This window comes from Marinococcus halophilus, from assembly GCF_900166605.1.
Classification (GTDB): domain Bacteria; phylum Bacillota; class Bacilli; order Bacillales; family Marinococcaceae; genus Marinococcus; species Marinococcus halophilus.
In genome coordinates, this window is record NZ_FVZD01000006.1 from 1,982,853 (window position 1) to 2,004,978 (window position 22,126).

Consider the following 22,126-nt stretch of genomic DNA (forward strand, 5'->3'; position numbering starts at 1 on the left):
TTCTCCCGTGCACGGGAAAAGAAGCAAAAAATCATTTCACTTACGATGAACGGCTGGATTTTCCTTTATTGTCATCTTCATGTGCCGTCCCGGCTGTTCTTGAACCGACAGAAGCACTATTGTCGTTCGTAGCTTTCCGCAGGCGCCGTACTTCTGCTTTCAGCTTATAAATACGGAACATACTGAGAAATCCTGCCACCATTGCCCCAAGTAATACAGAAACCAAAATCACAATGATCAGCGGCCATTCACCTGTTCCAAACAACAAATTCACTTCTACACTATTTACATTAATCACGGCAAAAACAGCGATAATAAGTGCTAGAATAAGTCCCATGATTAAACCTGTTTGTGCTTTCATTTTTTCACTCCTTTCACAATCTGTTTTCTCCTTTATTATACCCGTATAATTGCAACAATAACCATAAAAAGCCTCCCTTTCATAAGGGAAGCTTTCCTGTTAAGATTCTGGTTCTTCTGTCGGAGCCTTTTCCCGCTCACGTTTGATTTTTTTCCAGTTCCAGACCACCCACAGTTGGGCAGCCAGGAATATGGAGGAATACGTTCCGGCAACCAGGCCGATCAGGAGGGCCAGAGAAAACGAACGTATACCTTCGCCGCCAAAGATAAACAGCGCTGCGGCTGCGAACACCACTGTTAAGACAGTATTGATGGAACGCACCAGCGTCTGGTTCAGGCTTACATCCACCACTTCTGCAAGATCTTCAAACGATTCGATTTCTTCTGTCGGCGGCATGTTCTCCCGGATCCGGTCAAACGTTACAATCGTATCGTTAATGGAATACCCTACGATCGTGAGTACTGCTGCAATAAACGGCACATTCACTTCCACCTGGAGCAGGCTGAAAAAGCCAATGATGAAGAACGCATCGTGAAGCAAAGCAGCGATCGAAGCGATGCCGTATAATAACTGAAACCGGATAGTAATATAGATCACCAGACCGAGCGAAGCAATCAGCACAGATATGAACGCATTCTGCGCAAGCTCCTGGCCTACTTGGGGGGAGACGGTGCTTGTATTTGGAATGCTTCCGTATTCATCTTCAAAATACGTCTGCAGTGCTGCAATCTCTTCCTGGGAAAGCTCCCCGATAAAACGGGCGGAAGCAATTGTATTATTTTCTCCGCCAAGGGTGATATCGTCCGGTTCCAAATTTGCTTCCACCGCTTCAAAATCCGAGCGCACCTGTTCTTCGGTTAACGGCTCCTGTGCTGAAATTTCTACTCTGGACCCGCTTTGAAAGTCGATACCCAGATTCAATCCGATTGTAGATAACAAAATACCCCCGGCAAGAATATATGCAAGTGTAATCAGAAAAAAGACGTTCCGGAATTTGACAAAAGGAATCACCCGTTTTAAGACCTTTTTGCTGTTATTAAGGTTCATGGATGTCACGCTCCTTTACGCCAAACACTTTCGGTTTTTTATTAAAAATCCGGCTGTTCACCCACAGGCCGAGCAGCAGCCTCGTACCGAGCACCGCCGTAATAAAGCTTACCAGAATGCTCACAATCAGCATTAGGGCAAAGCCCTGCACCGAGCTTGTGCCGAAGTAGAAAAGCACACCGGCGGCAATCAGAGTGGTGACGTTTGCGTCGATAATCGTACCAAGAGACCGCCTGGCTCCTGAACGATATGCAGATAAGATAGACCTGCCGTACTTGATTTCTTCTTTAATCCGTTCATATGTGATAATGTTCGCGTCTACAGCCATACCGACCCCGAGAACAAGAGCCGCTATACCCGGAAGCGTCAGCACGCCCTGGATAAAGTTAAATGCGGCCAGAACGAAATAAATGTAGGTGGTGAGTGTTAACACAGCGATAAAGCCGGTGAAACGATAATACACGAGCATGAATAAGAAAATAAGCCCAACGCCGATGAACGTCGCAAAAATGGTTTTATCCATCGCCTGTTCACCCAAGGAAGCACCCACCGAGTTCGAATATACTTCTTCGAGGTTTACAGGAAGCGAGCCTGAATTCAAAATGTCCGCAAGATTTTCTGCCTCTTCTACGCTAAAGTCCCCTTCAATCTGAATATCCTGGGTATACAGCGGTTCATTTACTGCGGGGGCAGAAATAAATTTTGGATCTTCCTTCGTTGCTTCTTCTTCGTAGGAATCTCCCTCTTCATAATCAAGCCAGATCACCAGCCTATTATTTGGAGGGGAATACTCGTTAATGATATTTTCTGTTACTTCGCCAAACTGATCCCCATCTTTTAAAGAAACGGTGACAATAGGGTTATTTGCGTCGCCGAAGTTTACCGAAGCACTGTTTTCCCGAATATCATTTCCGGACAGCCGCTCGTTATCGTCCACGTCCCTAATGCTCAGGTCGGCTTCTGTGGAAAGCAGCTCCCGTGCAGCCTGCTGGTCTTCGACCCCTGCGAGCTGAACGCGTATACGGTTATCCCCTTCAATAGTTATATTCGGCTCAGATACACCTAAAATGTTCACCCGCTGCGTCAACGCAGCAACCGTATTCTGAAGAGTTTCATCTGTGATTTCCTGTCCTTCTTCCTGCGGCTCCACTTCATAGAGCACTTCAAATCCACCTTGAAGATCAAGTCCGAGTTCAATACCGTTCACAATTTTTTCCGTGGTCGGTATCATTAACGCCGCCAGCGCAAAAATAATTAAAAAGAAATAAACTATCCGCGATTTCTTTACCATTACAGGTTCATCCTTCCGTGCTTCAATCCGCCGTTGTCGTGACGCCGCTGCTCCCATAAATAAACCAGCACGGAGTTTTCCGTCTGGTTCCAGGTCCCTGTATACGCCGCTCTAAGCTTTTCAAACAAGAGCAATTATACGTATGCGCAGAATTAAATGTCAATCGACCTTTTCTGCTACATTTCCACTGACCTGCGCCAGTATATCCTCCAAAGCGTCATCATAATTTTTCTTTTCCTCTATTCGTTTATATGACTCAATGGTTTTCTGTTGCATGTAGTCGTGCGCTTTCATGTGGAGGATTGTTTGCACAATTGTATGCAACGCCGGCGCCTCCTGATGCTTCTTCATTTGGCGTATGCTCATTTCCCAGATTTCATTGATATGTATGTTCTTATAGCCGAGGCTTTCAAATTCCTTCACTTTGCTTTCAAGGGCAGGATAAACAACTGGTTTCCATTCTTCCCATTCTTTTTCCATAGAGCACCTCCTGCTTTTCATTATACTGAACCATGAAGATGTGGCAAACAAACTTTTCTCACAGGATGAAAAAATTCCCGTTTACTCACAAACGGGAATTGCATTCTATACCAACTATTCATTTACTGTTTCGCGGACCGCGTTCCGGTCAAACGTTAATTTCATGCTGCCGTCTACGTCCACGATGATTTTGTTTTCATCAATAGCATCAATGGTGCCGTGTATACCGCCAATAGTAACGATATGGTCACCCTTCTGCAGATTTGCATGCATTTCCTTGATCCGTTTCTGCTGCTTTTGCTGCGGACGAATTAAAAGGAAATAGAATATGAGAAACATCAAAACCAATACAATAATTGTACTCACTGTTTCACCCCTTGTCCCATTAGCTTCCCCGATCTAGAAATTTTTAGCATCCGGACGGTTAAAGCCGTATTGTTCAAAAAAAGTTTCTCTGAAGTCGAGCAGACGATCTTGCTGGATAGCCTCGCGTACTTGCTGCATTAAGGACAGTAAGAAATACAGGTTATGGTACGAAGTAAGCCGGACGCCAAACGTTTCTTCACTTTTGATCAGATGACGGATGTAGGCCCTCGAGTAGTTGCGGCACGTATAGCAGCTGCATGCCTCATCTATTGGGCGGAAATCCCTGGCATTTGAAGCGTTCCTTACAACCAATCTGCCTTTGCTTGTCATACACGTTCCGTTTCGACCGATTCTGGTTGGAAGAACGCAATCAAACATATCTATCCCGCGGATAGATCCGTCAATTAACGCATCTGCCGACCCGACTCCCATCAAATAGCGTGGTTTGTTTTGAGGGAGAAGCGGGGCCGTATATTCCAACACTCGGTTCATCGTTTCTTTCGGCTCTCCAACAGATAATCCGCCTATAGCGTAACCCGGAAAGTCCATTGAAATCAACTCTTTTGCGGATTTTTCACGCAAATGCTGGTAATCTCCGCCCTGTACGATGCCAAACAGCGCCTGATCTTTTGGACGCGTGTGCGCTTCAAGGCACCGTTCGGCCCATCTGGTTGTACGTTCAACAGATGCTTTCATGTATTCTTCCTCGGCCGGGTAAGGCGGACATTCGTCAAAAGCCATCATCACGTCGGCTCCAAGAGAGTTTTGAATCTGCATCGCTTTTTCGGGGGAAAGAAATAATTTCGCGCCGGAGATATGGTTTCGGAAATGGACCCCTTCTTCTTTAATATCCCGCAGCTTGCTCAGGCTGAAGACCTGAAACCCTCCGGAATCGGTGAGAATTGGTTTGTTCCAGTTCATGAATTTATGCAGGCCCCCGGCTTCCTCCACAATATCTTCGCCGGGCCGTATCCATAAATGATACGTGTTACTCAAAATCATTCCTGCACCCATCGATTCCAGTTCTTCCGGGCTCAATGTTTTTACAGTGGCCAGCGTCCCAACCGGCATAAAAGCAGGAGTGTCAAATGACCCGTGCGGTGTGTGTACTTTACCGAGCCGCGCTCCTGACTGCCGGCATGTCTTAATGTGTTCATATGTTACTGCGGTCATTCGTTATTTCCTCCCGAGTGTATAAGCATTGCATCCCCAAAACTAAAAAAACGGTACCTCTCGCGTATGGCTTCTTCGTAGGCCCGGAAAAGAAATTCCTTTCCGGCCAGAGCGCTCACAAGCATTACTAGTGTAGACTTTGGCAGATGGAAATTTGTCAAAAGAGCGTCGATTCCCCGGAACGTGTAGCCTGGATAAATGAAAATATCCGTCCAGCCCCTTGCTTCCATAAATTCATTTTCCTGTTTGCCTGCCACGGTTTCGAGCGTACGCGCTGACGTCGTCCCCACTGCAATTATACGTTTGCCCGCCGATTTCGTTTCATTTAAAATTTCGGCAGTTTCCTGCGGAAGATGATAAAATTCCGCGTGCATATCATGCTCCTCTACCGTTTCAGCAGATACCGGGCGAAACGTTCCGAGGCCGACATGCAGCGTCAAATGCGCCGTTTGCACCCCTTTTGCTTTTAAGCGTTCAAGCAGCTCGGTCGTAAAGTGAAGCCCTGCCGTAGGAGCCGCAGCGGAGCCGTAATGCTCGGCATATACAGTCTGGTACCGGTCCTGGTCTTCGATTTTTTCTTTAATATAAGGAGGCAGCGGCATTTCACCGAGCTCTTGAAGAATTTCAAGAAAAATACCGTCATACGTGAACACCATCTCGCGGCCCCCATGCTCGAGCACCTTCGTGCATTCTGCGGTCAAACGGCCATCCCCGAAAGTGACTACGGTTCCCGGCTTAACTCTTTTCGCCGGTTTTACAAGCGTCTCCCAAGTGTCACCTTCCTGCTGCAGAAGCAGCACTTCAATTCCGGCACCGGTTTCCTTTTTTTCTCCTATCAGCCTTGCCGGCCACACTTTCGTGTTGTTGAGCACTAAACAGTCGCCGGCTTCAAGATGATCTTCAATTTGATGAAAACGTTCATGGGCAATCGTCCGCGCACCCGTATTCATTACAAGCAGCCGGGACTGATCCCGTTCCTTCAGCGGCTGCTGCGCAATCAGTTCCTCCGGCAGTTCAAAATCAAATTCATTTATATTCATGGCTAACCCTTCCTATTCGTTCAATCACGTAAAACCAAAAGCTATTATATAAGAATTTACTGATTTATGCACGAAAGAAATCCAGCACCTCAAAGTGCTGGCTTCTTAAACGTGGCTCATTCATTTTCGCCCTGATAGGGATAACCGAAATGCTCGTAAGCAAGCGGAGCTGCTTTTCTTCCACGCGGCGTCCGCTGCAAAAATCCGATCTGCATCAAGTACGGCTCATACACATCTTCAAGCGTATGGGCCTCCTCTCCGATTTTTGCTGCTATTGCTTCCACTCCGGCCGGCCCCCCTCTGAAGGTTTCAATTAAACCGAGCAGGTATTTATGATCAATATGGTCAAGGCCGAGTTTATCCACCTGCAGGCGTTCAAGCGCATGATTTGCCAGCTCCATCGTAATGCTTCCATCCCCCTGCACCTGGGCAAAATCCCGCACCCGGCGCAGCAGCCGGTTCACCACCCGGGGAGTCCCCCGCGATCTTCTGGCAAGCTCATACGCTGCGCCTTTATCAATATCAAGCTGGAATAAATCTCCCGAGCGCCGGACAATTTCAGCCAGATCCTCTTCCACGTAGTATTCCAGGCGCGCATGCACCCCGAACCGGTCCCTGAGCGGCGCGGACAGCAGGCCAGCTCTTGTAGTGGCGCCGATCAGCGTGAAGGGAGGAAGGTCAAGCCGCACGGAACGTGCCGTGCTGTCCTTGCCGATTACAATATCAATACAAAAATCCTCCATCGCCGGATAGAGCACTTCCTCCACCGCCCGGGGGAGCCGGTGGATCTCATCAATAAAAAGAACATCGCCAGGCTCAAGAGCCGTCATGACCGCTGCCAGGTCCCCTGGGCGTTCAATGGCGGGGCCGCTGGTTGTCCGTATATTCACATCCATTTCGTTTGCAATAATCATAGCAAGCGTTGTTTTCCCCAGTCCTGGCGGGCCGTAAAGCAGCGTATGATCAAGCGGTTCTTCCCGGAGCTTTGCGGCTTCAATAAACACCTCCAAGTTTTCTTTTACCTTCCGCTGGCCGATATACTCACGCAACCTATCCGGCCGGATGCTTTGTTCCACTAAATCTTCTCCCGATTCTGCTTCCTGAGAAACAATTCTATCTTCCAAGAATTTTTCCTCCTCCGTTTTCTGCTAAGTAAGCATCCATTGCAGTGCTTTTCTCACATATTCATCTGCACTCAGCTCTTCTTTTTCCAAGTGAGGGCGTACTTTTTTGATTTCTTTTTCTCCATAGCCAAGAGCCGCCAGGGCTTCAAGTGCTTCTTCAAGGTCTCCGCCAGGCTGCTGCTCATCAAGCAGAGAGACCGGCGCCCCCGCTATGGTTACTGCATCATACACGCCGGTAAGTTTTCCTTTCAGGTCAATAATCATCTGTTTTGCTGTTTTTTTCCCGACACCGGGAAACTTGGTCAAAAACGTTTCATCTTCGTTTTCGATGGCTCCTACAACCTGCCCCGGGTCTCCGGATGCAAGGATCGCCTGAGCGCCCTTTGGCCCTATCCCTGATACCTGCAGTAGCTGTTCAAACAACTCGCGCTCTTTTCGCGACCGAAAGCCGTACAGGCGGTTCACGTCTTCTTTTACATACTGATATGTATATACTACTGTCTCTTCCTCCGGCTGCTGGCCGTTAAATACGAAAGGATTGGAGCAATAGATTAAATAGCCGATCCCATTATTTTCAATCGTAATGGTGTCTCCTTTTATATGATCTACACGTCCCTTTACGAATTCGATCACTACGGTCCTCTCCTTGCCTTATTGAAATGCGAACATGTTTTCCTATATCATAGCAAAAATATTGCTGATTGAAAAATAACTATTGGAGCAGTTCCTCGTATGCTTGGACAACAAAAACCTTTCACCACCAGGGTGAAAGGTCACGGGGAAACTTCCAGGCGTTCCATCTGCTCTTCTTCTGCTTCAAAATTGTGATATACACTCTGCACATCATCATTATCTTCAAGCGTATCAATCAGCCTAAGCATCTTTCTGGCATGCTCGTCTTCTAAATGGGCTTTGGTCTCCGGGATCATAGTAACTTCAGCCGTGGAAAAATGATACGTGCGCTCCATTGCGCCTTTCACGGCTTCAAAATCGCCAGGCGCGGTGTAAATGTAAAAGCCGTGATTATCGTAATCCACATCATTCGCTCCAGCATCCACCGCTTCAAGCATGAACGTGTCTTCATCAGTTTCTATATCCTCACGATCTACCACAAGAAAGCCCTCTTTATTGAAAAGAAAAGACACGCAGCCGTTTTCACCAAGATTGCCTCCGTTTTTATTAAAGGCAGCACGAATATCGGCCACAGTCCGGTTTTTATTATCTGTTAATGCTTTTACCATTACAGCTGCCCCGCCGGGTCCATATCCTTCGTATGTCATTTCTTCGTATTGAACACTTTGATCCTGGCCATTTGCTTTTTTAATCGTCCGCGTTATATTTTCATTCGGAATGTTTGCTGCCCGGGCTTTTGTAATCGCCATACGCAAACGAAGATTCTGGTCCGGGTCATCCCCTGCTTCCCGGACAGCGGCGAAAATTTCCTTCGACATTTTCGTGAAAATTTTTGCTCGTTTGGAATCCTGGGCTTCTTTACGCCGTTTAATGTTGTTCCATTTTGAATGTCCTGCCACTGGCGGTTCTCCTTTCCTGTCTTTACCGACCGGCACAAAACGAACCGGCGGCAACTTTTAATTTACAATAAAAACATATTACCGCTATGATATATATTAGCAACCAACAAAGCGAGGTATTACCATGCCTAATCATTCATCGAAAAAAATGCTTGGAGCGGACCGGCGCAAACAGCTGCTCGAATGGCTTGAAACGTCTACCCGGCCGTTGACCGGGAACTCTCTTGCCTCAAAGGCCAGCGTCAGCAGACAGGTGATCGTTCAGGACATGTCATTACTAAAAGCACAGGGCCAGCCGATTCTCGCTACTTCTCAGGGCTACATTATCATGAAAAACAATGAAGCAGGCCAAACGGTACGGGAGCGTATCGCCGTCTCCCACCCTTCCGATCCGGATAGTACACTGCAGGAGCTGTACTTAATCGTTGATCACGGGGGGAAGGTTCTCGACGTATCCGTTGAGCACCCCGTTTACGGGGACATTACTGCATCCTTAATGATTGAAAGCCGGATCGGCGCGGACCGTTTTATTGAAAATATGAGAAGGACAAATGCTTCCATGCTCTCAGAACTGACCGCCGGGGTACACCTTCATACAATTGAAATTTCTTCACACGCCCAGTTCAACGTTCTGCTTGATGCTTTGCAAAAACACGGCTACCTGATCGATGAAGACGATTAGCCTGTTGTCCTGCTATTTACTTTCGCTTCTGTCGAAGAGAGTTCAAAGCACGGATAGTGCCCGAGAACCCGTACGCCGAATCCGAGGGCTTCAAGTTCAGCAATGACTCCGGGGATCAGTACATCATCTTCGGGCTGTTCCACATCCATCACAAAAAAGTAATTTCCAATCCCGGTCTTCATTGGCCGGGATTCAATTTTTGTCAGATTTAATTTCCGCCATGAAAAAGCTGCCAGCACCTGATGCAATGCGCCAGGGTAGTCAGATGGCAGCGTGATCACCATCGTCGTCCGCTCTGTTATTTTCTTTTCATCCGAAAGATTTTCTGTTCGCTCATCGCTGCCTGCAAGCACCACAAAGCGTGTATGATTATTCGTATAGTCATGAATGTTTTCCTTTACAACCTCCAGGCCATACTGCTCGGCAGCAAGCCTGGTCGCAATTACCACGCCTCCGGCCGTACCTTCACTCAGCTTCTTTGCAGCAGCACTTGTGGAATTCGTAAACTGGGCTTTTGTTTGCGGCATCCACCGGGTTAAAAATTCATGGCATTGGGCGATAGCATGCGGGTGTGAATGTACAAATTCCGCCTGCTCCCAGTGTTCTTTATTTTCTGGAAGAGCCAGCAGGTGCTGTTCAATCGGCACAGTTACTTCTCCAATAATCGGCAGCTCATGTTTATGAATTAAATAGTCAAGAGTCACATTCACCGATCCTTCGATTGCGTTTTCAAGCGGTACGACAGCAAGATCTATCTCCTGCTGCTCTGCCCGCTTCATCCCTTCTGCAATTGTATCAAAGGGCTCAAGCAGCTGCTCATCAAAAAGCACCCGGGCCGCCATTTCTGTAAAAGTTCCTCTCGGACCAAGATATCCCACTCGCTTCACTCTCTCCACTCCTTTACCTTTCTACTCCTTACAGCGATCCGGATCCCACTATTTCAGCTTTTTCCACAAATTCCATCCCTTGAATTTTACGTACAAAGTCACGGATTTCCAGACTGAGCGCTGAAGTGTCGACAGTCAATGTAATGTTTGCCCTTCCCTGCAGCGGGATCGTCTGATTAATGGTCAGTACGTTCGAATTCGCTTCTGCCACAATACGAAGCAGTTCCGAAAGGGAACCGGAACGATCGGCAAGCTGAATCGATAATGTAATAATCTGCTCCTGTATCATCGTATGGAACGGGAAAATAGCATCCCGGTATTTGTAAAACGCGCTGCGGCTCAGATCCACATGCTGTACCGCTTCCGCTACCTTGTGCACTTTCCCGCTTTCGAGCAGTGCTTTTGCTTCCAACGTTTTTTGCATTGCATCTGTCAACAGATCTTCCCGTACAAGGTAGAAATGATCAATTCTGTCTGCCACTGCTTTCACCACACTCTTTTATACTCTGATTTATACTGGCTGGTTATCCATCAACAAATTCAAACTCAAAATCTAATAATCTTACTGTATCTCCGTGCTTAGCACCGCGTTCGCGCAGCGCTTCGTCGACGCCCATGTTGCGCATTTTTCTCGAAAAGCGCTGCATCGAATCTTCGTGGGAGAGGTCCGCCATCCTATAGTGCTTTTCGATGTCCGGCCCGTACAATACATAAGCACCGTCGTCGGCACGGCCGATATAAAACGGAGCTTCTTTTTCATCGAGCGTGTACACCACTTTTTCTTCCTGATCCTCTTCGTCGTATAAATGAAACGCAGGAGTCGTTTCCACCAGGTCCGCGACTCTTTGCAGAAGCGGTTGAATACCCTGCTTTCTAAGCGTGGATACTGGAAAAACTTCAATGCCTTCCGGGAGCTTCTTTTTAAACTCTTCAAGCTGTTGGTCTGTACCTGGCATATCCATTTTATTAGCCATTACTACCATTGGGCGTTCAAGCAGCCGAAGGTTGTGCTCCCGCAGCTCCGCATTAATTTGCTGAAAATCCTCAAACGGGTCCCGGCCTTCAAGCTCGCCAGCCATATCCACAATATGCACAAGCACCCGCGTCCGTTCAATATGCCGCAAAAACTGGGCTCCAAGTCCAACGCCTTCATGAGCTCCGGCAATAAGTCCCGGAAGATCTGCCATTACGAAGCTTTTTCCTTCCCCGGCGTCCACCACTCCAAGGTTCGGCTTTAGCGTGGTAAAGGGGTAGTCAGCAATCTTTGGCCGAGCCGCTGAGACAATGGACAAAAGCGTGGATTTTCCAACACTTGGGAAACCGACAAGACCAACATCTGCCAGTACCTTCAGCTCCAGCTGAATGTCTTTTTCTTCCGCGGGCTCGCCCTTTTCACTGATCTCCGGAGCAGGGTTGGAAGGCGAAGCAAATCGGGTGTTTCCACGACCGCCACGGCCGCCTTTTGCCACTACTACCCGCTGTTTATGCTCTGTTAAATCCGCGATCATGACCTCGGAGTTGCGGTCGCGGATGATGGTGCCCGGCGGCACGCGGACGATTAAGTCTTCTCCGCCTCTACCGTGCTGGTTCTTGGATCGGCCGTTATCTCCGCGCTTTGCTTTAAAGTGGCGCTGATACCGAAAGTCCATCAATGTTCTGAGTCCTTCGTCCACCTCAAAAACTACATCCGCGCCTCTGCCTCCGTCGCCTCCGGCGGGCCCGCCGTCCGGAACATACTTTTCCCGACGAAAGGCGACCATGCCATCTCCGCCATCGCCGCCTTTTACATATAAATTTACGTGATCTACAAACAACTCATTCACCTCATTAGTATTCTTTCTGACCGCCTGCTTGATCGACAATGACGCAATATAGGTGTTCTTTACTTACTTCTATATACTCAATCATATCTATCATTACGGACTCTTTTCGTATCCATTGCTCAAGCCTCTTCGGGCTCTTTAATTCTCCTTCAAAATCCAGTTCCAGACACGGAACCCCCCCGTCATTCTGGTTGATGGAAATTTCGAGGTGGTTATCTCGCGTGCGCTCGGCCTGCTCATCAATGCATGATGCCAAACCTTGAAAAAAACGAGTCCAAATTTGATCATCCGGCCGGGCACTGAATGCATCCTCCACTTCAAAATCGATGGAAAACCAGTGCTCTTCCCAGTGAAACGTGATCAGCTCCAAAGCAAACGCCGGAGCCTGTACATTTGACAGCTTGGCTTCATGGGAGGCTTTAAACGTCGTCTTTTCGATCACTCTTTGAAGCTCCTCTATTTTGCCAAGCGCAGCATGTGTTTTCAGCAGCTGAAGGACATTCATCCAGTCGTGACGGGAATGCTTCAATATCTCCAATTTTTCTTCAGCGTTCATCTGAGCTCCCCGCCTTTCCACGTTGCCCCTGTATCGTTTTGTCCCTCTGCTTCGAACGCAAAACTACTCACATATGGTACACTTTATTGTATCACATGTCACGGGGTAAACGTATCCGGGCATGTACACTTCTTCACTCCCTATATATTAGAAACCATACACAGAGAGGGTGCTGACATATGAATCGACCGCTCATTTACGGAAATACACCGACCTTCCTTCATGCTTCTTCGGTAGCAAAGGATTTGGCGCAGGCAGCAAACTATCACGCTACTATTTACGGAGTGCCGTGGGAGGGAGCAGTTACCTGGGGAGCGTATACAGGATGCGAGCTTGGCCCGAAGGTAATCCGCCAGTGCTCCGAACGTTACAGCGGCTACCTGCCGGAGCTTGACGATATTGACGTACTAAGTTACTACAGTCTCGCAGATGCCGGTGACGTTTCTACTATTCCAGCTGACGTACCTGCCACTATGGAAACGATTCAATCATTCGCTTCGTCTTTATGGGCTTCCGGCACTTTTCCGGTTGGCCTTGGAGGTGATCACGGCATCACTTACCCGGTGGTACGGGCTCTTGGTGAAACTACTGGTAAGAAAATTGGTATCATCCATATCGACGCCCATTTTGATAATAACGATGAATCGATGGGAGACGAATTTGGGCGCGGCTCTCCGTTCGCCCGTATGTATGAATATGAGCAGGTGAGAAATGAAAGTCTTGTGCATCTCGGCATTCACGGCCCACGTAATAAAGCCGTTAACGGCAGATCCGCCAAAGAGGCAGGAGCCGTTACGATTACCATTGATAAAATCCGGAGCGCTCCTGATTTAAAAGCATTTGCTAAGGAAGTTTATGATATCGCCGCTGATGGGACTGATGAAGTGTATTTAAGTATCTGCAGCGATATTTTAGATTATGCCTATAACCCGGGAGGCCCGGCAGATGCTAACGGGCTCCATCCCGAACAGCTGCTCACTCTCATTCACGAATTCGGTAGTTACGGTGTTTGTGGCATGGATTTCGTTGAAGTCTATCCGCAGCAGGATCAAAATGATTTCTCCTCCCATTTTGTCACGTTGGCTATACTTTATGTGCTTGCCGGCAGATTAAAACAGGAAGGAAAAGCTTAGAGGATATAAAAGGCACCCTTTCGCTGACGAAAGGGTGCCTTTTTAAATTATGAAGAAACTTTTTGTTCTACTAACGAATCAATCGCATCGCCGAGCGCCTCTAAAAATTCACGCTGGCTGTTTGGCATTTCCGGCCGGTAGTACGCCGCTCCCACACTATCACAAGCGTCTTTACACTCAACATCGTTATCAAACAGCACTTCGAGATGATCGGCCACAAACCCAACCGGGCAGTAGACAAACGACTCGTAGCCGTATTGATGATGCAGATCCTTCGTCAAGTCCTGCACATCCGGTCCGAGCCACGGGTCCGGGGTGTTCCCCTCACTTTGCCAGCCAATATCATAGTGCTTGACATTCGCCCGCTCCGCGATCCATTGAGCTGTTTCTTTCAGCTGCTCCGGATACGGGTCGCCTTTCGCAATAATTTTTTCTGGAAGACTGTGGGCAGAAAAAATTACACATGTTTTTTCTTCATCGAGTCCGTCAAGCAGTGTACGTACCCGCTCCGCCCAGTAATGCAGAAACTTCGGCTGGTCATACCAGCTTTCTACGCTGTGAATCGCCGGACCATTGATACGGGAAGATTCTTCCTGGGCTCGCCCGTTATAGGACTTCACGCTGAAGGTTGAAAAATGCGGCGCCAATACAATGCTGTATACCTCTTCGATACCATCCTTTTTCATCTCAGCGACAGCATCTTCGATAAATGGATCGATATGCTTTAACCCGATATATACATGAAATTCACGATCAGGATGGCGTTCATTCATCACTTCGCCCAAACCGTAAGCCTGGTCCTCCGTGATTTTTGCAAGCGGCGAAACACCTCCGATTGCTTTATATCGGGAAACAAGGTCCTCCAATGCTTCTTCGGAAGGCTTATTTCCGCGACGGATATGGGTATAATAGCTTTCCACTTCGTCAAGGCTTCTCGGAGTTCCGTAAGCCATAACCAAAAGGCCGGTTTTCTTTTTCATCGTCTTCCCTCCAATTGTTCTTTCGAATATTCATGAACGAAAGCTGTTAAACGTTTCAACGTTTCCGGCTTCACATCCGGAAATACACCGTGACCCAAATTAAAAATAAATCCGGGATGCTGAATGCCCTCATCAATAATGGCAGCCGCTCTTTTCTCTATTTCCGGCCACGGGGCAAGCAGCAGGCTCGGATCCAGATTGCCCTGAAGTGTCTTTGTAACCCCCCGGTTCCTCGCTTCAAGAATGGAGGTCCGCCAGTCCAGTCCAATAATGGAAAGGGGCAGGTCGTTCCAATCTTCGAGCAGATGACCGGCTCCGACGCCAAACATAGAAACCGGCACATTCTTTTCTTCCAGAGCCGCAAATATCCTGCTCATGACAGGCTTCACATACTGACGGTAATCCGGAGCATTCAGCGCCCCGACCCAGGAGTCGAAAATTTGAATCGCCTGGGCACCGGCCTGTATTTGGGCACCAGCGTACCGGATAACCATATCGCCGAGCGTATCCATTAAAGCAAACCAGGCATCCGGCTGGGAGTACATAAAGCTTTTCGTCCGGTGGTAATTTTTCGACGGGCCGCCTTCAATCATGTAACTCGCTAGGGTAAAAGGAGCCCCGCTGAAGCTGATCAACGGCACATTCAGCTGCTCGCGCAACAAACGGATAGTCTCAAGTACATAGTCAATATCCTTTTCAGGCTCAAGCGCACCAAGCTTCTGTACATCGGCCAGTGTTTCGATCGGACGGTCAATCACCGGACCGACTCCCGGCTTTATTTCCACATCTACGCCGATAGACGGCAGCGGGGTCATAATGTCTTTATATAAAATTGCCGCATCGTTTTGGTACTGTTCCACCGGCAGCCGGGTTACGTACGCACACAGCTCGGGGTCATGGGTAATCTCCACCAGCGAATACTGCTCTTTCAATTTACGGTATTCCGGCTGGGACCTGCCCGCCTGCCGCATGTACCATACCGGCACGTGGCCAGTATAGTTTCCTCCTGCTGCTTCTAAAAAAGTATTATTGTATATAGTCTCTTTCATTTTTTGGCACTTCCTCTCTGCCTGCTCACCACTCAAGTTCGCACAATCACCTTTTCTGTTTTTACCATAACTTGATTGTTCCTGTCATGTATAGTGTATTTCACCAACATTCATAAAAAATTCATGAACAGACGAAGGCAGCCCTTCAAGGCTGCCCTGTGGCTGTCATCCTCCTATCCCAAAAATAGAACGGGCCTGGACTTCAGCCGTATTTGACTCGTTTCCTTCCTGGTTTGTAGGCTCATAGGAAGGTACGACCACATACTCCCGTAAATTAAACGGGTTTGCATTTTGAATCGTATAGCTTCCCTGTCCCCGAACCTGGTCAATTTCTTCACGTTCCCCGCCTGTTACTTCGTAAATCGTGTAATTGACGCGGTCGTCTTCAGACGCTTCCCATGTAAGCTCGACATTTAAGAAGCCGTCTCCGGCGAATGTTAAATCACCTTCGAGCGAATCGATCTCCGGAAGCTCCACAGGCTCTTCAAGATCCCTTACGCCCTCCGGCTTTTCAAACTCTACAGCACTGTCCCCAGCAGGTGTTTCATTTAAAATAGATTTGAACAGCTCCACCGCATGGGCACTCCCCCCGGTTAAATAATTGTCCTCAGTCGTCTGATCGTAACCCATCCAGAGCGTGCCGGTCCACTGCGGTGTATAGCCGGCGAACCAAGCATCCCTCGCCCCGTCTTCGACTGCTTCAAACGAGGTCGTTCCTGTTTTGCCCGCTAAATCATAAGATGTATTTCCGGCTGAAGCTGTGCCGTTTTCTACTACATTTTCAAGCATACGGGTCATGTACCACGCATTTTGCGGGTCCATCACTTCCTTCTCTTTGGTTTCGTTTTCTGCAATAATGTTTCCGTTTCGGTCTTTGATGTTTGTAATAAAGTACGGCTCAGTTTTTGTCCCGTTATTTGAAAAGGTGGTGTACGCTTCGGTTAACTGCGCAGGGGTGACGCCGTTTTCCAGACCGCCAAGCGCTGTCGCCAGTCCTTCCCCCTGAGGCTCAATGCCTGTATCCTGTAAAAAATTATTCGTGGCGCTGCGGTCAAGCTTGTCGTACAGCCACACCGCTGACGTGTTGATGGACTGCTCCAGTGCTTCATTCATTGTTACTTCGCCCTGGTATTCGCCGCTGTTATTTTTAGGTGAATAACCGTCATAGTCTAATTGTTCATCCTTGAGCACTGAATATGGCTCATAATCGCCCGATTCGAGCGCCGGCCCGTACACGGCAAGTGGTTTAAACGCGGAACCCGGCTGCCGCTGTACCTCAGCCCGGTTCATACCCTGGCGTTCGTAATCACGCCCGCCCTGCACTGCCACCACTCCGCCGGTACTGTGATCCATCATAAAAAAGGCACTCTCTGCATCCTCTGAGCCGTCCGGATAATACGCTTCCTGCTGCATAAGAGAATAGGAGGCTTTTTGCATATCCTCATTCATCGGCACCTGTATCGTGTAACCGCCTTTGTAAATTTCTTCCGGCTCAATGTTGTATTTTTCCTGGGCTTCTTTCATGAGCATATCCACATACGTATAGTATTCCGGATGCGTCTGCTGCTCCTGGAGCCCGGAAGGAAGGGACGCAGAAGTTGCTGCTGCTTTTTCTTCTTCTGATATGTACCCTTCGCGTTCCATTATAGCAATAACGGTATCTCTGCGTTCTTTGGCCTCCTCGGGCTCATCCACCGGTGAATAGTTGCTCGGCCCCTTTACCATAGCCGCAAGCATGGCGCCTTCTTCGACATTTAATTCGGAAGCGTCCTTACCAAAATACTGCTGCGATGCAGACTGGATTCCATACGCCCCGTGCCCGAAGTAAATTTGGTTTAAATAGTAGCCCATTACTTCATCTTTGGAAAACTTCTTCTCAAGACCCATAGCAATCAGCACTTCCTTCGTTTTACGTAAAAACGTCTGGTCGCTCGAAAGAAAGGCGTTTTTCGCCAGCTGCTGGGTAATTGTACTTCCGCCCTCTACGATGCCGCCAGCTAAAATATCCCGGTACAGCGCGCGCGCGATTGCCCTCGGGTCAATACCCTGATGATCATAAAATCTAATGTCTTCAATGGATATAAATGCTTCTTTTACATGGTCCGGTATTTGTTCTTCTTCTATAACTTCCCTGTCCTCTGAATAAAGCTCAGCCAGCTTTTCGCCATTGTCATCGACAATGGTTGTTGTTTCATTCATGGTCAGCTGCTTTTCACTGATCGCAGCAGCGCCGATTACGACAGAGGATAAGTATATACCAAACACCAGAAGAAAAACGGCCGCTGCTATTAACAGCCGTTTTCCCCATTTTCGTTTATTCATGAACTCTGCCACCCTCGCTTTTTACACAAATGTTCCACCCTGCTTTAGTCGGCAGGCATTGCGTTAAGTTACATTGAAACAGCAGGCTGTTTTGCGTACTTAACCTGGATGCTTCCGATGACAAGCTCTGCATGGATATTGAGCGTTATCCCGGCCTGTTTTTTCGCCCTGTGCTCAACTTTCATAGCTGACTTGATGCCTTCTTCTTTATAACCAAGCACTTTTGTTTCGCCCACAAGCGTTTTGGCGTCAATGTTCACATCCCAGTTTTCAGGAACAAAAAGCTTAATACTTCCGATCATCCCGCTGATCTTTACAGGAACCGTTTCTTCTTCTGTTTTGGCTTTCGAAAAATCAACGATTACTTCGCCCGCTCCGTATTGGACAGAAGCTTCACTCATCCTGAAAGGTTTTTTTATATACACGCACTGTCCTGCCAGAAAACGCCGGTGCTCCGGAAACGCCCGCTCCTGTCCGGTCCGGCGCACCTCCTCTTTAGTGGAAGACCTTTTTCTGCTTTTATTTCTTTCCGCGGAAGTGTCCAGGTCTTTATCGATATCTATTTCCCTGCGGGAGTTATTCCACCAGAAATAAAATAAGATAAGGCCCGCCAGAAAAAGGATAGTGATCACTGCAGTGAATATAAAAGGTACGTCCGCCCGATTGGACACATGCAAAAGGGCGAGGCCGACAAACATAGCACCAAGCCAGTAATTCCGTTGGGAAACAAAAAAGCAAGCAAGGCTTAATGCAATGATTGGCCAGATGAATAGACTCGCGTCAAAACCGAGCTGGGAAGACACGATACTTACACCGGCAATGATAATACCCAGTCCTACAAAACCGATTCTTTGGCTCATGCTTTCTTTCCGCCCTTCTTTGATTGATTTTATAAATATACGCAGCAGACTGCCTGGCCGTTCCAAATTTGCTTATTTTATTTTCCTTATGGGATCATGTATGATTAGAAAATACTATACAGCTTACTTGTCTATTATACGCTACTCCTGTACCGAGACATAATTATTTTCCCTATGCTTATTACGTTTCATTAAAGGATGTGAACTTCTGTGAGCAATTTATTTACCAGATTAGAAGAGCTTTACCCCGAAATGGTGGAGATTCGCAGGTATCTGCACCAGTACCCCGAGCTTTCTTTTGAGGAAGAGCATACGCCTGCCTACATAGCCGATTATCACCGGCAGCTGGGACATGACGTCCGTACTAATGTAGGCGGGCGCGGTGTCACCGCCGTTCTCCGCGGTGAAAATCCTGGTCCCGTCATTGCTCTCCGGGCTGATTTTGACGCTCTGCCCATTCAGGAAAACACGGCCCTTCCTTTCGCTTCGAAAGTTGACGGGATTATGCATGCCTGCGGCCATGACGGCCACACTGCCTATCTGCTTGTGCTGGCCAAAGCCCTTCAAGAAGAAAAACACAACCTGAGCGGTACCATCGTTTTCATTCACCAGCACGCGGAAGAATACGCTCCCGGCGGTGCGATTGAAATGATCCGGGACGGCTGCCTGGAAGGAGTGGACGTCATTTTTGGCACTCATCTATGGGCGACGGTTCCCTATGGCACTGTGCAGTACTGCGAAGGGCCGATGATGGCCGCTTCAGACCGCTTTCATATTACGATTCGCGGCAAGGGCGGACACGGGGCCCAGCCGCACCTCACCAAAGATGCTATCGTGCTCGGCTCCCAGGTGGTCACCAGTCTGCAGCAGATTGTCAGTCGCCGTCTCGATCCACTTCATTCAGGAGTCCTTTCCGTCGGCTCCTTCGAAGCTGTCAACGCCTTTAACGTGATTGCCGACAGCGCGAAGCTTACCGGCACCACCCGCTGCTTTGATGAAAACGTGCGGGATGTGTTCGAAGAAGAAATCGGAAAAATCGTCCATGGCATTTGCGAAGCTGCCGGAGCTGAAGCTGACTATGAATACCTTCGCGGCTATCCGCCGGTCGACAACCACCATCAGGAAGCCCGGTTTATTGCTGAATGTGCTAAAAAAACGGAATCGGTACAGAATACAGAGTATATGAGCCCATCAATGGCCGGAGAGGATTACGCGCATTACCTCCAGCATGTGAAAGGCACTTATTTCTTCACAGGAGCCGGTCATCCAGACTGGGAAACAACGTATCCGCACCATCATTCAAAATTCGATATTGATGAACGCGCTATGCTCACCGCAGCCCAGGTCATCGGAAGAGCTGTTTTGGAATACCCCGGCGCTTCTTCATAATCGCAGGCCCCCTTTCTGTTACTAGAAAGGGGGCCTGTCGTCATTTATACCATTTCTTTTTGCTTTCTCCGGGTAACCCACCGGGGATAATATAGAAGAAGCAGCGCTACACATAAAATAAGTGCTGCTGTCCCGAGGAGCGATTGTCCAATCCATACATGAAGCAGGACAATCCCTGTCCCCTGGACCGCCAAAAGCGCTCTCGTAAACGTGATGAATGCCCCCTCTTTCCAAGCGGCCGGGACAGGATAAAGGTCCGGCCAGTCAATAGTAGCATAATGGCTTTTCAAAGCCTGCAGCTGCACAGCGGTCATATAAAGAAACAATCCGCCAATCCCAAGGCGCATCCATTCCGGAGCAAAAGCGTACATGACCAGTCCGCAGACCACAAGCAGACGGATAAACATGCCTGCGTATTCTCCCGAACGAACAAAAGCCTTGCCGTACAGATACAAATACGTATTTTCCTGCTTATGGGTTAATTTGTCCACAAGCGAGGCCAGCCAACGCCGGCGTTTAATTTTCACTTCGACATGTGGGACTTCTGCAAACGACTGAACAAAACGGTAAAATTTAGCCAGTTGGTGATTCTCCGCTTCAAGAAGCACTTCCCAGCGCAGCAGCATAGAAGCAGAGCGTCTCTTTACCAGCTGCCAGTGCCCTGCCATCCCCACGAGGCCAACGCCAGCCAGATAAATGTTCCCCCACCAGGCGGCAAGCATTAAGAGAGCCGGCCACCCCCACCGGGCTGCAGTGGATATGTAACGATGAGTATGATCGTGCCATTTCCATTCTTCCCACTTTATAAATGTCGTTACAAAGGTTATTACGAGTAAAAGCAGAAGCATGAAGAAATAGCCAGCTCCCCCGGCAGCAGTACGCTCCTGAATAACCGGCCCTAAAACAACATATACAGCCAGCACCTCCACTCCCTGCAGCGCTGCTGAGTAGCGAAGAGATTTTTTAAAGAATGGGGCCATCCGCTTTTCGAGCGGAAGCAAAAACACAAGGTCCCCTGACTGTACGAATGGCCGGACCGGGCTGCGGAGCGTTAATACAGAAAATATCAGCCAAAGACCAATGACTATCCAGGAAGACTGCGGGAGCCAGTCCAAAAAAGCTGGATAAAATACCGCCCCGGCAAAAAGCAGAATATACAGGGCAAACATAAATCCGCTGTTTCCGATTAAACGCAGGTAGCGGCCGGCTTTCCCCCAAAACGATCCTGCCCGCTCATTCCACCACTGCCCAGTCATGACGTAATTTCTCCTTTAGTCACTTCGATATATAAATCGTCAAGGTTCGCCCCGGGCATTCCTGCCTGCTCTTGGATTTCCTTCATGGTTCCTTTCAGGGCGACACGACCTTCGTGCAGCAGCACAAAGCGGTCACAGTAGCGCTCTGCAGTAGCCAGAATATGCGTAGACATTAGAATTCCTGCTCCATTGTCTTTCATTTCCACCATCATATCGAGCAGGGATTTTATGGCTACCGGATCGAGCCCGACAAACGGCTCATCGACGACATACAGCTTCGGCTCTACCAAGAAGGCGCACATAATCATCACCTTTTGCCGCATCCCCTTGGAAAAATGGTTGGGAAACCAATTTTTCCGCCGGGTCATCTGATAGGTCTCCATGAGCTTCTCACTGCGCTCTTCCCATGTTCCCTCCGGCACTCCGTAAGCCATAGCCGTAAGGCGCAGGTGCTCCCAAAGCGTCATTTCCTCATATAATATAGGCGATTCAGGGATGTATGCCAGCTGTTTCCGGTACGCTTCTGCATCTTCATGGATAGTTTTACTATTAATGTAAATTCTGCCTTCTGCGGGTTCCATCAGCCCGAGAACATGCTTGATTGTTGTACTTTTCCCGGCTCCGTTTAACCCGATCAAGCCGACAATTTCCCCGGCGCCGACATCAAATTCCAGGTCATGGAGCACCGGCTTATGAATGTTGTATCCGCCGGTAATATGATCGATATTAAGTAATGCTGTCATACAAACGCTCCTTCAGCTAAGTAAAATACAGT

At 48.4% G+C, this 22,126-nt stretch carries 23 protein-coding genes; 3 read left to right on the forward strand and 20 right to left on the reverse strand.

The genetic code is table 11. The features are described from left to right. Positions 1-40 precede the first annotated feature (40 nt). From B5066_RS16125 to B5066_RS16165, 10 genes are all read right to left on the reverse strand, one after another. Positions 41-361, reverse strand: coding sequence for a LapA family protein (locus B5066_RS16125; protein ID WP_079476909.1), 321 nt, complete (start codon positions 359-361; stop codon positions 41-43). Between the two features lie 99 nt (positions 362-460). Continuing rightward, positions 461-1,408, reverse strand: coding sequence for a protein translocase subunit SecF (secF, locus tag B5066_RS16870; protein WP_179124139.1), 948 nt, complete (start codon positions 1,406-1,408; stop codon positions 461-463). Continuing rightward, a complete protein-coding gene (gene secD, locus B5066_RS16875) occupies positions 1,398-2,699 on the reverse strand; it encodes a protein translocase subunit SecD (RefSeq protein WP_179124140.1) in 1,302 nt (433 codons plus the stop codon). Before secD ends, secF begins: the two co-directional genes overlap by 11 nt. 159 nt (positions 2,700-2,858) lie before the next feature. Further along, positions 2,859-3,179 (reverse strand): post-transcriptional regulator, encoded by a 321-nt coding sequence (locus B5066_RS16135; RefSeq protein WP_179124141.1) that lies wholly within the window; start codon positions 3,177-3,179, stop codon positions 2,859-2,861. A 114-nt stretch (positions 3,180-3,293) separates the two neighbouring features. Beyond that, positions 3,294-3,545 carry a preprotein translocase subunit YajC gene (gene yajC / locus B5066_RS16140; protein WP_261763944.1) on the reverse strand — a complete coding sequence of 84 codons (252 nt, stop codon included), beginning with the start codon at positions 3,543-3,545 and terminating at the stop codon, positions 3,294-3,296. A 33-nt stretch (positions 3,546-3,578) separates the two neighbouring features. Next, a complete protein-coding gene (tgt, locus tag B5066_RS16145) occupies positions 3,579-4,718 on the reverse strand; it encodes a tRNA guanosine(34) transglycosylase Tgt (RefSeq protein WP_079476911.1) in 1,140 nt (379 codons plus the stop codon). Further along, positions 4,715-5,758, reverse strand: coding sequence for a tRNA preQ1(34) S-adenosylmethionine ribosyltransferase-isomerase QueA (queA, locus tag B5066_RS16150; protein WP_079476912.1), 1,044 nt, complete (start codon positions 5,756-5,758; stop codon positions 4,715-4,717). Before queA ends, tgt begins: the two co-directional genes overlap by 4 nt. A 116-nt stretch (positions 5,759-5,874) precedes the next feature. After that, positions 5,875-6,882 carry a Holliday junction branch migration DNA helicase RuvB gene (gene ruvB / locus B5066_RS16155; RefSeq protein ID WP_079476913.1) on the reverse strand — a complete coding sequence of 336 codons (1,008 nt, stop codon included), beginning with the start codon at positions 6,880-6,882 and terminating at the stop codon, positions 5,875-5,877. 24 nt (positions 6,883-6,906) lie between these two features. Beyond that, positions 6,907-7,515, reverse strand: coding sequence for a Holliday junction branch migration protein RuvA (ruvA, locus tag B5066_RS16160; protein ID WP_079476914.1), 609 nt, complete (start codon positions 7,513-7,515; stop codon positions 6,907-6,909). 140 nt (positions 7,516-7,655) lie between these two features. After that, positions 7,656-8,414, reverse strand: a complete 759-nt coding sequence (locus B5066_RS16165; protein ID WP_079476915.1) for a YebC/PmpR family DNA-binding transcriptional regulator — start codon at positions 8,412-8,414, stop codon at positions 7,656-7,658. A 124-nt stretch (positions 8,415-8,538) separates the two neighbouring features. On the opposite strand from B5066_RS16165, the gene B5066_RS16170 reads away from it, so the two are divergent. Beyond that, positions 8,539-9,096 carry a transcription repressor NadR gene (locus B5066_RS16170; protein ID WP_079476916.1) on the forward strand — a complete coding sequence of 186 codons (558 nt, stop codon included), beginning with the start codon at positions 8,539-8,541 and terminating at the stop codon, positions 9,094-9,096. Here the strand turns inward: B5066_RS16170 and pheA are convergent. Genes pheA through B5066_RS16190 form a run of 4 tightly spaced genes read right to left on the reverse strand, consistent with a single transcriptional unit; the run spans position 9,093 to position 12,362 of the window. Beyond that, positions 9,093-9,983, reverse strand: a complete 891-nt coding sequence (gene pheA, locus B5066_RS16175; RefSeq protein ID WP_079476917.1) for a prephenate dehydratase — start codon at positions 9,981-9,983, stop codon at positions 9,093-9,095. The genes B5066_RS16170 and pheA overlap by 4 nt on opposite strands. Positions 9,984-10,011: 28 nt before the next feature. Beyond that, positions 10,012-10,452 carry an ACT domain-containing protein gene (locus tag B5066_RS16180; protein WP_269845155.1) on the reverse strand — a complete coding sequence of 147 codons (441 nt, stop codon included), beginning with the start codon at positions 10,450-10,452 and terminating at the stop codon, positions 10,012-10,014. Between the two features lie 55 nt (positions 10,453-10,507). Next, positions 10,508-11,797, reverse strand: coding sequence for a GTPase ObgE (gene obgE / locus B5066_RS16185; RefSeq protein WP_079476919.1), 1,290 nt, complete (start codon positions 11,795-11,797; stop codon positions 10,508-10,510). 13 nt (positions 11,798-11,810) lie between these two features. Next, positions 11,811-12,362, reverse strand: a complete 552-nt coding sequence (locus B5066_RS16190) for a Spo0B C-terminal domain-containing protein (protein ID WP_079476920.1) — start codon at positions 12,360-12,362, stop codon at positions 11,811-11,813. 179 nt (positions 12,363-12,541) lie between these two features. Between B5066_RS16190 and B5066_RS16195 the strand changes: the two genes are divergently transcribed. After that, a complete protein-coding gene (locus B5066_RS16195) occupies positions 12,542-13,495 on the forward strand; it encodes an agmatinase family protein (RefSeq protein WP_079476921.1) in 954 nt (317 codons plus the stop codon). A 47-nt stretch (positions 13,496-13,542) separates the two neighbouring features. Here the strand turns inward: B5066_RS16195 and hemH are convergent, their stop codons facing one another. The 4 genes from hemH to liaF form a co-directional block, all read right to left on the reverse strand. Further along, positions 13,543-14,475 (reverse strand): ferrochelatase, encoded by a 933-nt coding sequence (gene hemH, locus B5066_RS16200; protein WP_079476922.1) that lies wholly within the window; start codon positions 14,473-14,475, stop codon positions 13,543-13,545. Then, complete coding sequence (hemE, locus tag B5066_RS16205; RefSeq protein WP_079476923.1) at positions 14,472-15,524, reverse strand: uroporphyrinogen decarboxylase; 1,053 nt, start codon at positions 15,522-15,524, stop codon at positions 14,472-14,474. Before hemE ends, hemH begins: the two co-directional genes overlap by 4 nt. A 165-nt stretch (positions 15,525-15,689) precedes the next feature. After that, the gene (locus tag B5066_RS16210; RefSeq protein ID WP_079476924.1) at positions 15,690-17,846 is read right to left on the reverse strand and encodes a transglycosylase domain-containing protein; all 2,157 of its coding nucleotides are present in this window, start codon (positions 17,844-17,846) and stop codon (positions 15,690-15,692) included. Positions 17,847-17,914: 68 nt separating this feature from the next. Then, positions 17,915-18,706: a cell wall-active antibiotics response protein LiaF gene (gene liaF, locus B5066_RS16215; protein ID WP_143745454.1), complete on the reverse strand. Its 792-nt coding sequence runs from the start codon at positions 18,704-18,706 to the stop codon at positions 17,915-17,917. A 252-nt stretch (positions 18,707-18,958) separates the two neighbouring features. On the opposite strand from liaF, the gene B5066_RS16220 reads away from it, so the two are divergent. After that, positions 18,959-20,095, forward strand: a complete 1,137-nt coding sequence (locus B5066_RS16220) for a M20 family metallopeptidase (RefSeq protein ID WP_079477060.1) — start codon at positions 18,959-18,961, stop codon at positions 20,093-20,095. Between the two features lie 44 nt (positions 20,096-20,139). On the opposite strand, the gene B5066_RS16225 is transcribed toward B5066_RS16220, so the two are convergent. Together B5066_RS16225 and B5066_RS16230 are read right to left on the reverse strand one after the other, a co-directional pair. After that, the gene (locus B5066_RS16225) at positions 20,140-21,351 is read right to left on the reverse strand and encodes an ABC transporter permease (RefSeq protein ID WP_079476926.1); all 1,212 of its coding nucleotides are present in this window, start codon (positions 21,349-21,351) and stop codon (positions 20,140-20,142) included. After that, positions 21,348-22,094, reverse strand: coding sequence for an ABC transporter ATP-binding protein (locus tag B5066_RS16230; protein ID WP_079476927.1), 747 nt, complete (start codon positions 22,092-22,094; stop codon positions 21,348-21,350). The genes B5066_RS16225 and B5066_RS16230 overlap by 4 nt, the downstream gene beginning before the upstream one ends. Positions 22,095-22,126 lie beyond the last annotated feature (32 nt).

What these genes read in the sequence shown, in the direction of transcription:
- B5066_RS16170 (WP_079476916.1), top strand. Translation starts at nt 8,539, where the DNA reads ATGCCTAATCATTCATCGAAAAAAATGCTTGGAGCGGACCGGCGCAAA.
- B5066_RS16135 (WP_179124141.1), bottom strand. Translation starts at nt 3,179, where the DNA reads ATGGAAAAAGAATGGGAAGAATGGAAACCAGTTGTTTATCCTGCCCTT.
- tgt (WP_079476911.1), bottom strand. Translation starts at nt 4,718, where the DNA reads ATGACCGCAGTAACATATGAACACATTAAGACATGCCGGCAGTCAGGA.
- B5066_RS16125 (WP_079476909.1), bottom strand. Translation starts at nt 361, where the DNA reads ATGAAAGCACAAACAGGTTTAATCATGGGACTTATTCTAGCACTTATT.
- secF (WP_179124139.1), bottom strand. Translation starts at nt 1,408, where the DNA reads ATGAACCTTAATAACAGCAAAAAGGTCTTAAAACGGGTGATTCCTTTT.
- hemH (WP_079476922.1), bottom strand. Translation starts at nt 14,475, where the DNA reads ATGAAAAAGAAAACCGGCCTTTTGGTTATGGCTTACGGAACTCCGAGA.
- hemE (WP_079476923.1), bottom strand. Translation starts at nt 15,524, where the DNA reads ATGAAAGAGACTATATACAATAATACTTTTTTAGAAGCAGCAGGAGGA.
- B5066_RS16195 (WP_079476921.1), top strand. Translation starts at nt 12,542, where the DNA reads ATGAATCGACCGCTCATTTACGGAAATACACCGACCTTCCTTCATGCT.
- B5066_RS16210 (WP_079476924.1), bottom strand. Translation starts at nt 17,846, where the DNA reads ATGAATAAACGAAAATGGGGAAAACGGCTGTTAATAGCAGCGGCCGTT.
- queA (WP_079476912.1), bottom strand. Translation starts at nt 5,758, where the DNA reads ATGAATATAAATGAATTTGATTTTGAACTGCCGGAGGAACTGATTGCG.
- B5066_RS16230 (WP_079476927.1), bottom strand. Translation starts at nt 22,094, where the DNA reads ATGACAGCATTACTTAATATCGATCATATTACCGGCGGATACAACATT.
- B5066_RS16190 (WP_079476920.1), bottom strand. Translation starts at nt 12,362, where the DNA reads ATGAACGCTGAAGAAAAATTGGAGATATTGAAGCATTCCCGTCACGAC.
- B5066_RS16220 (WP_079477060.1), top strand. Translation starts at nt 18,959, where the DNA reads ATGGTGGAGATTCGCAGGTATCTGCACCAGTACCCCGAGCTTTCTTTT.
- liaF (WP_143745454.1), bottom strand. Translation starts at nt 18,706, where the DNA reads ATGAGCCAAAGAATCGGTTTTGTAGGACTGGGTATTATCATTGCCGGT.
- B5066_RS16225 (WP_079476926.1), bottom strand. Translation starts at nt 21,351, where the DNA reads ATGACTGGGCAGTGGTGGAATGAGCGGGCAGGATCGTTTTGGGGGAAA.
- secD (WP_179124140.1), bottom strand. Translation starts at nt 2,699, where the DNA reads ATGGTAAAGAAATCGCGGATAGTTTATTTCTTTTTAATTATTTTTGCG.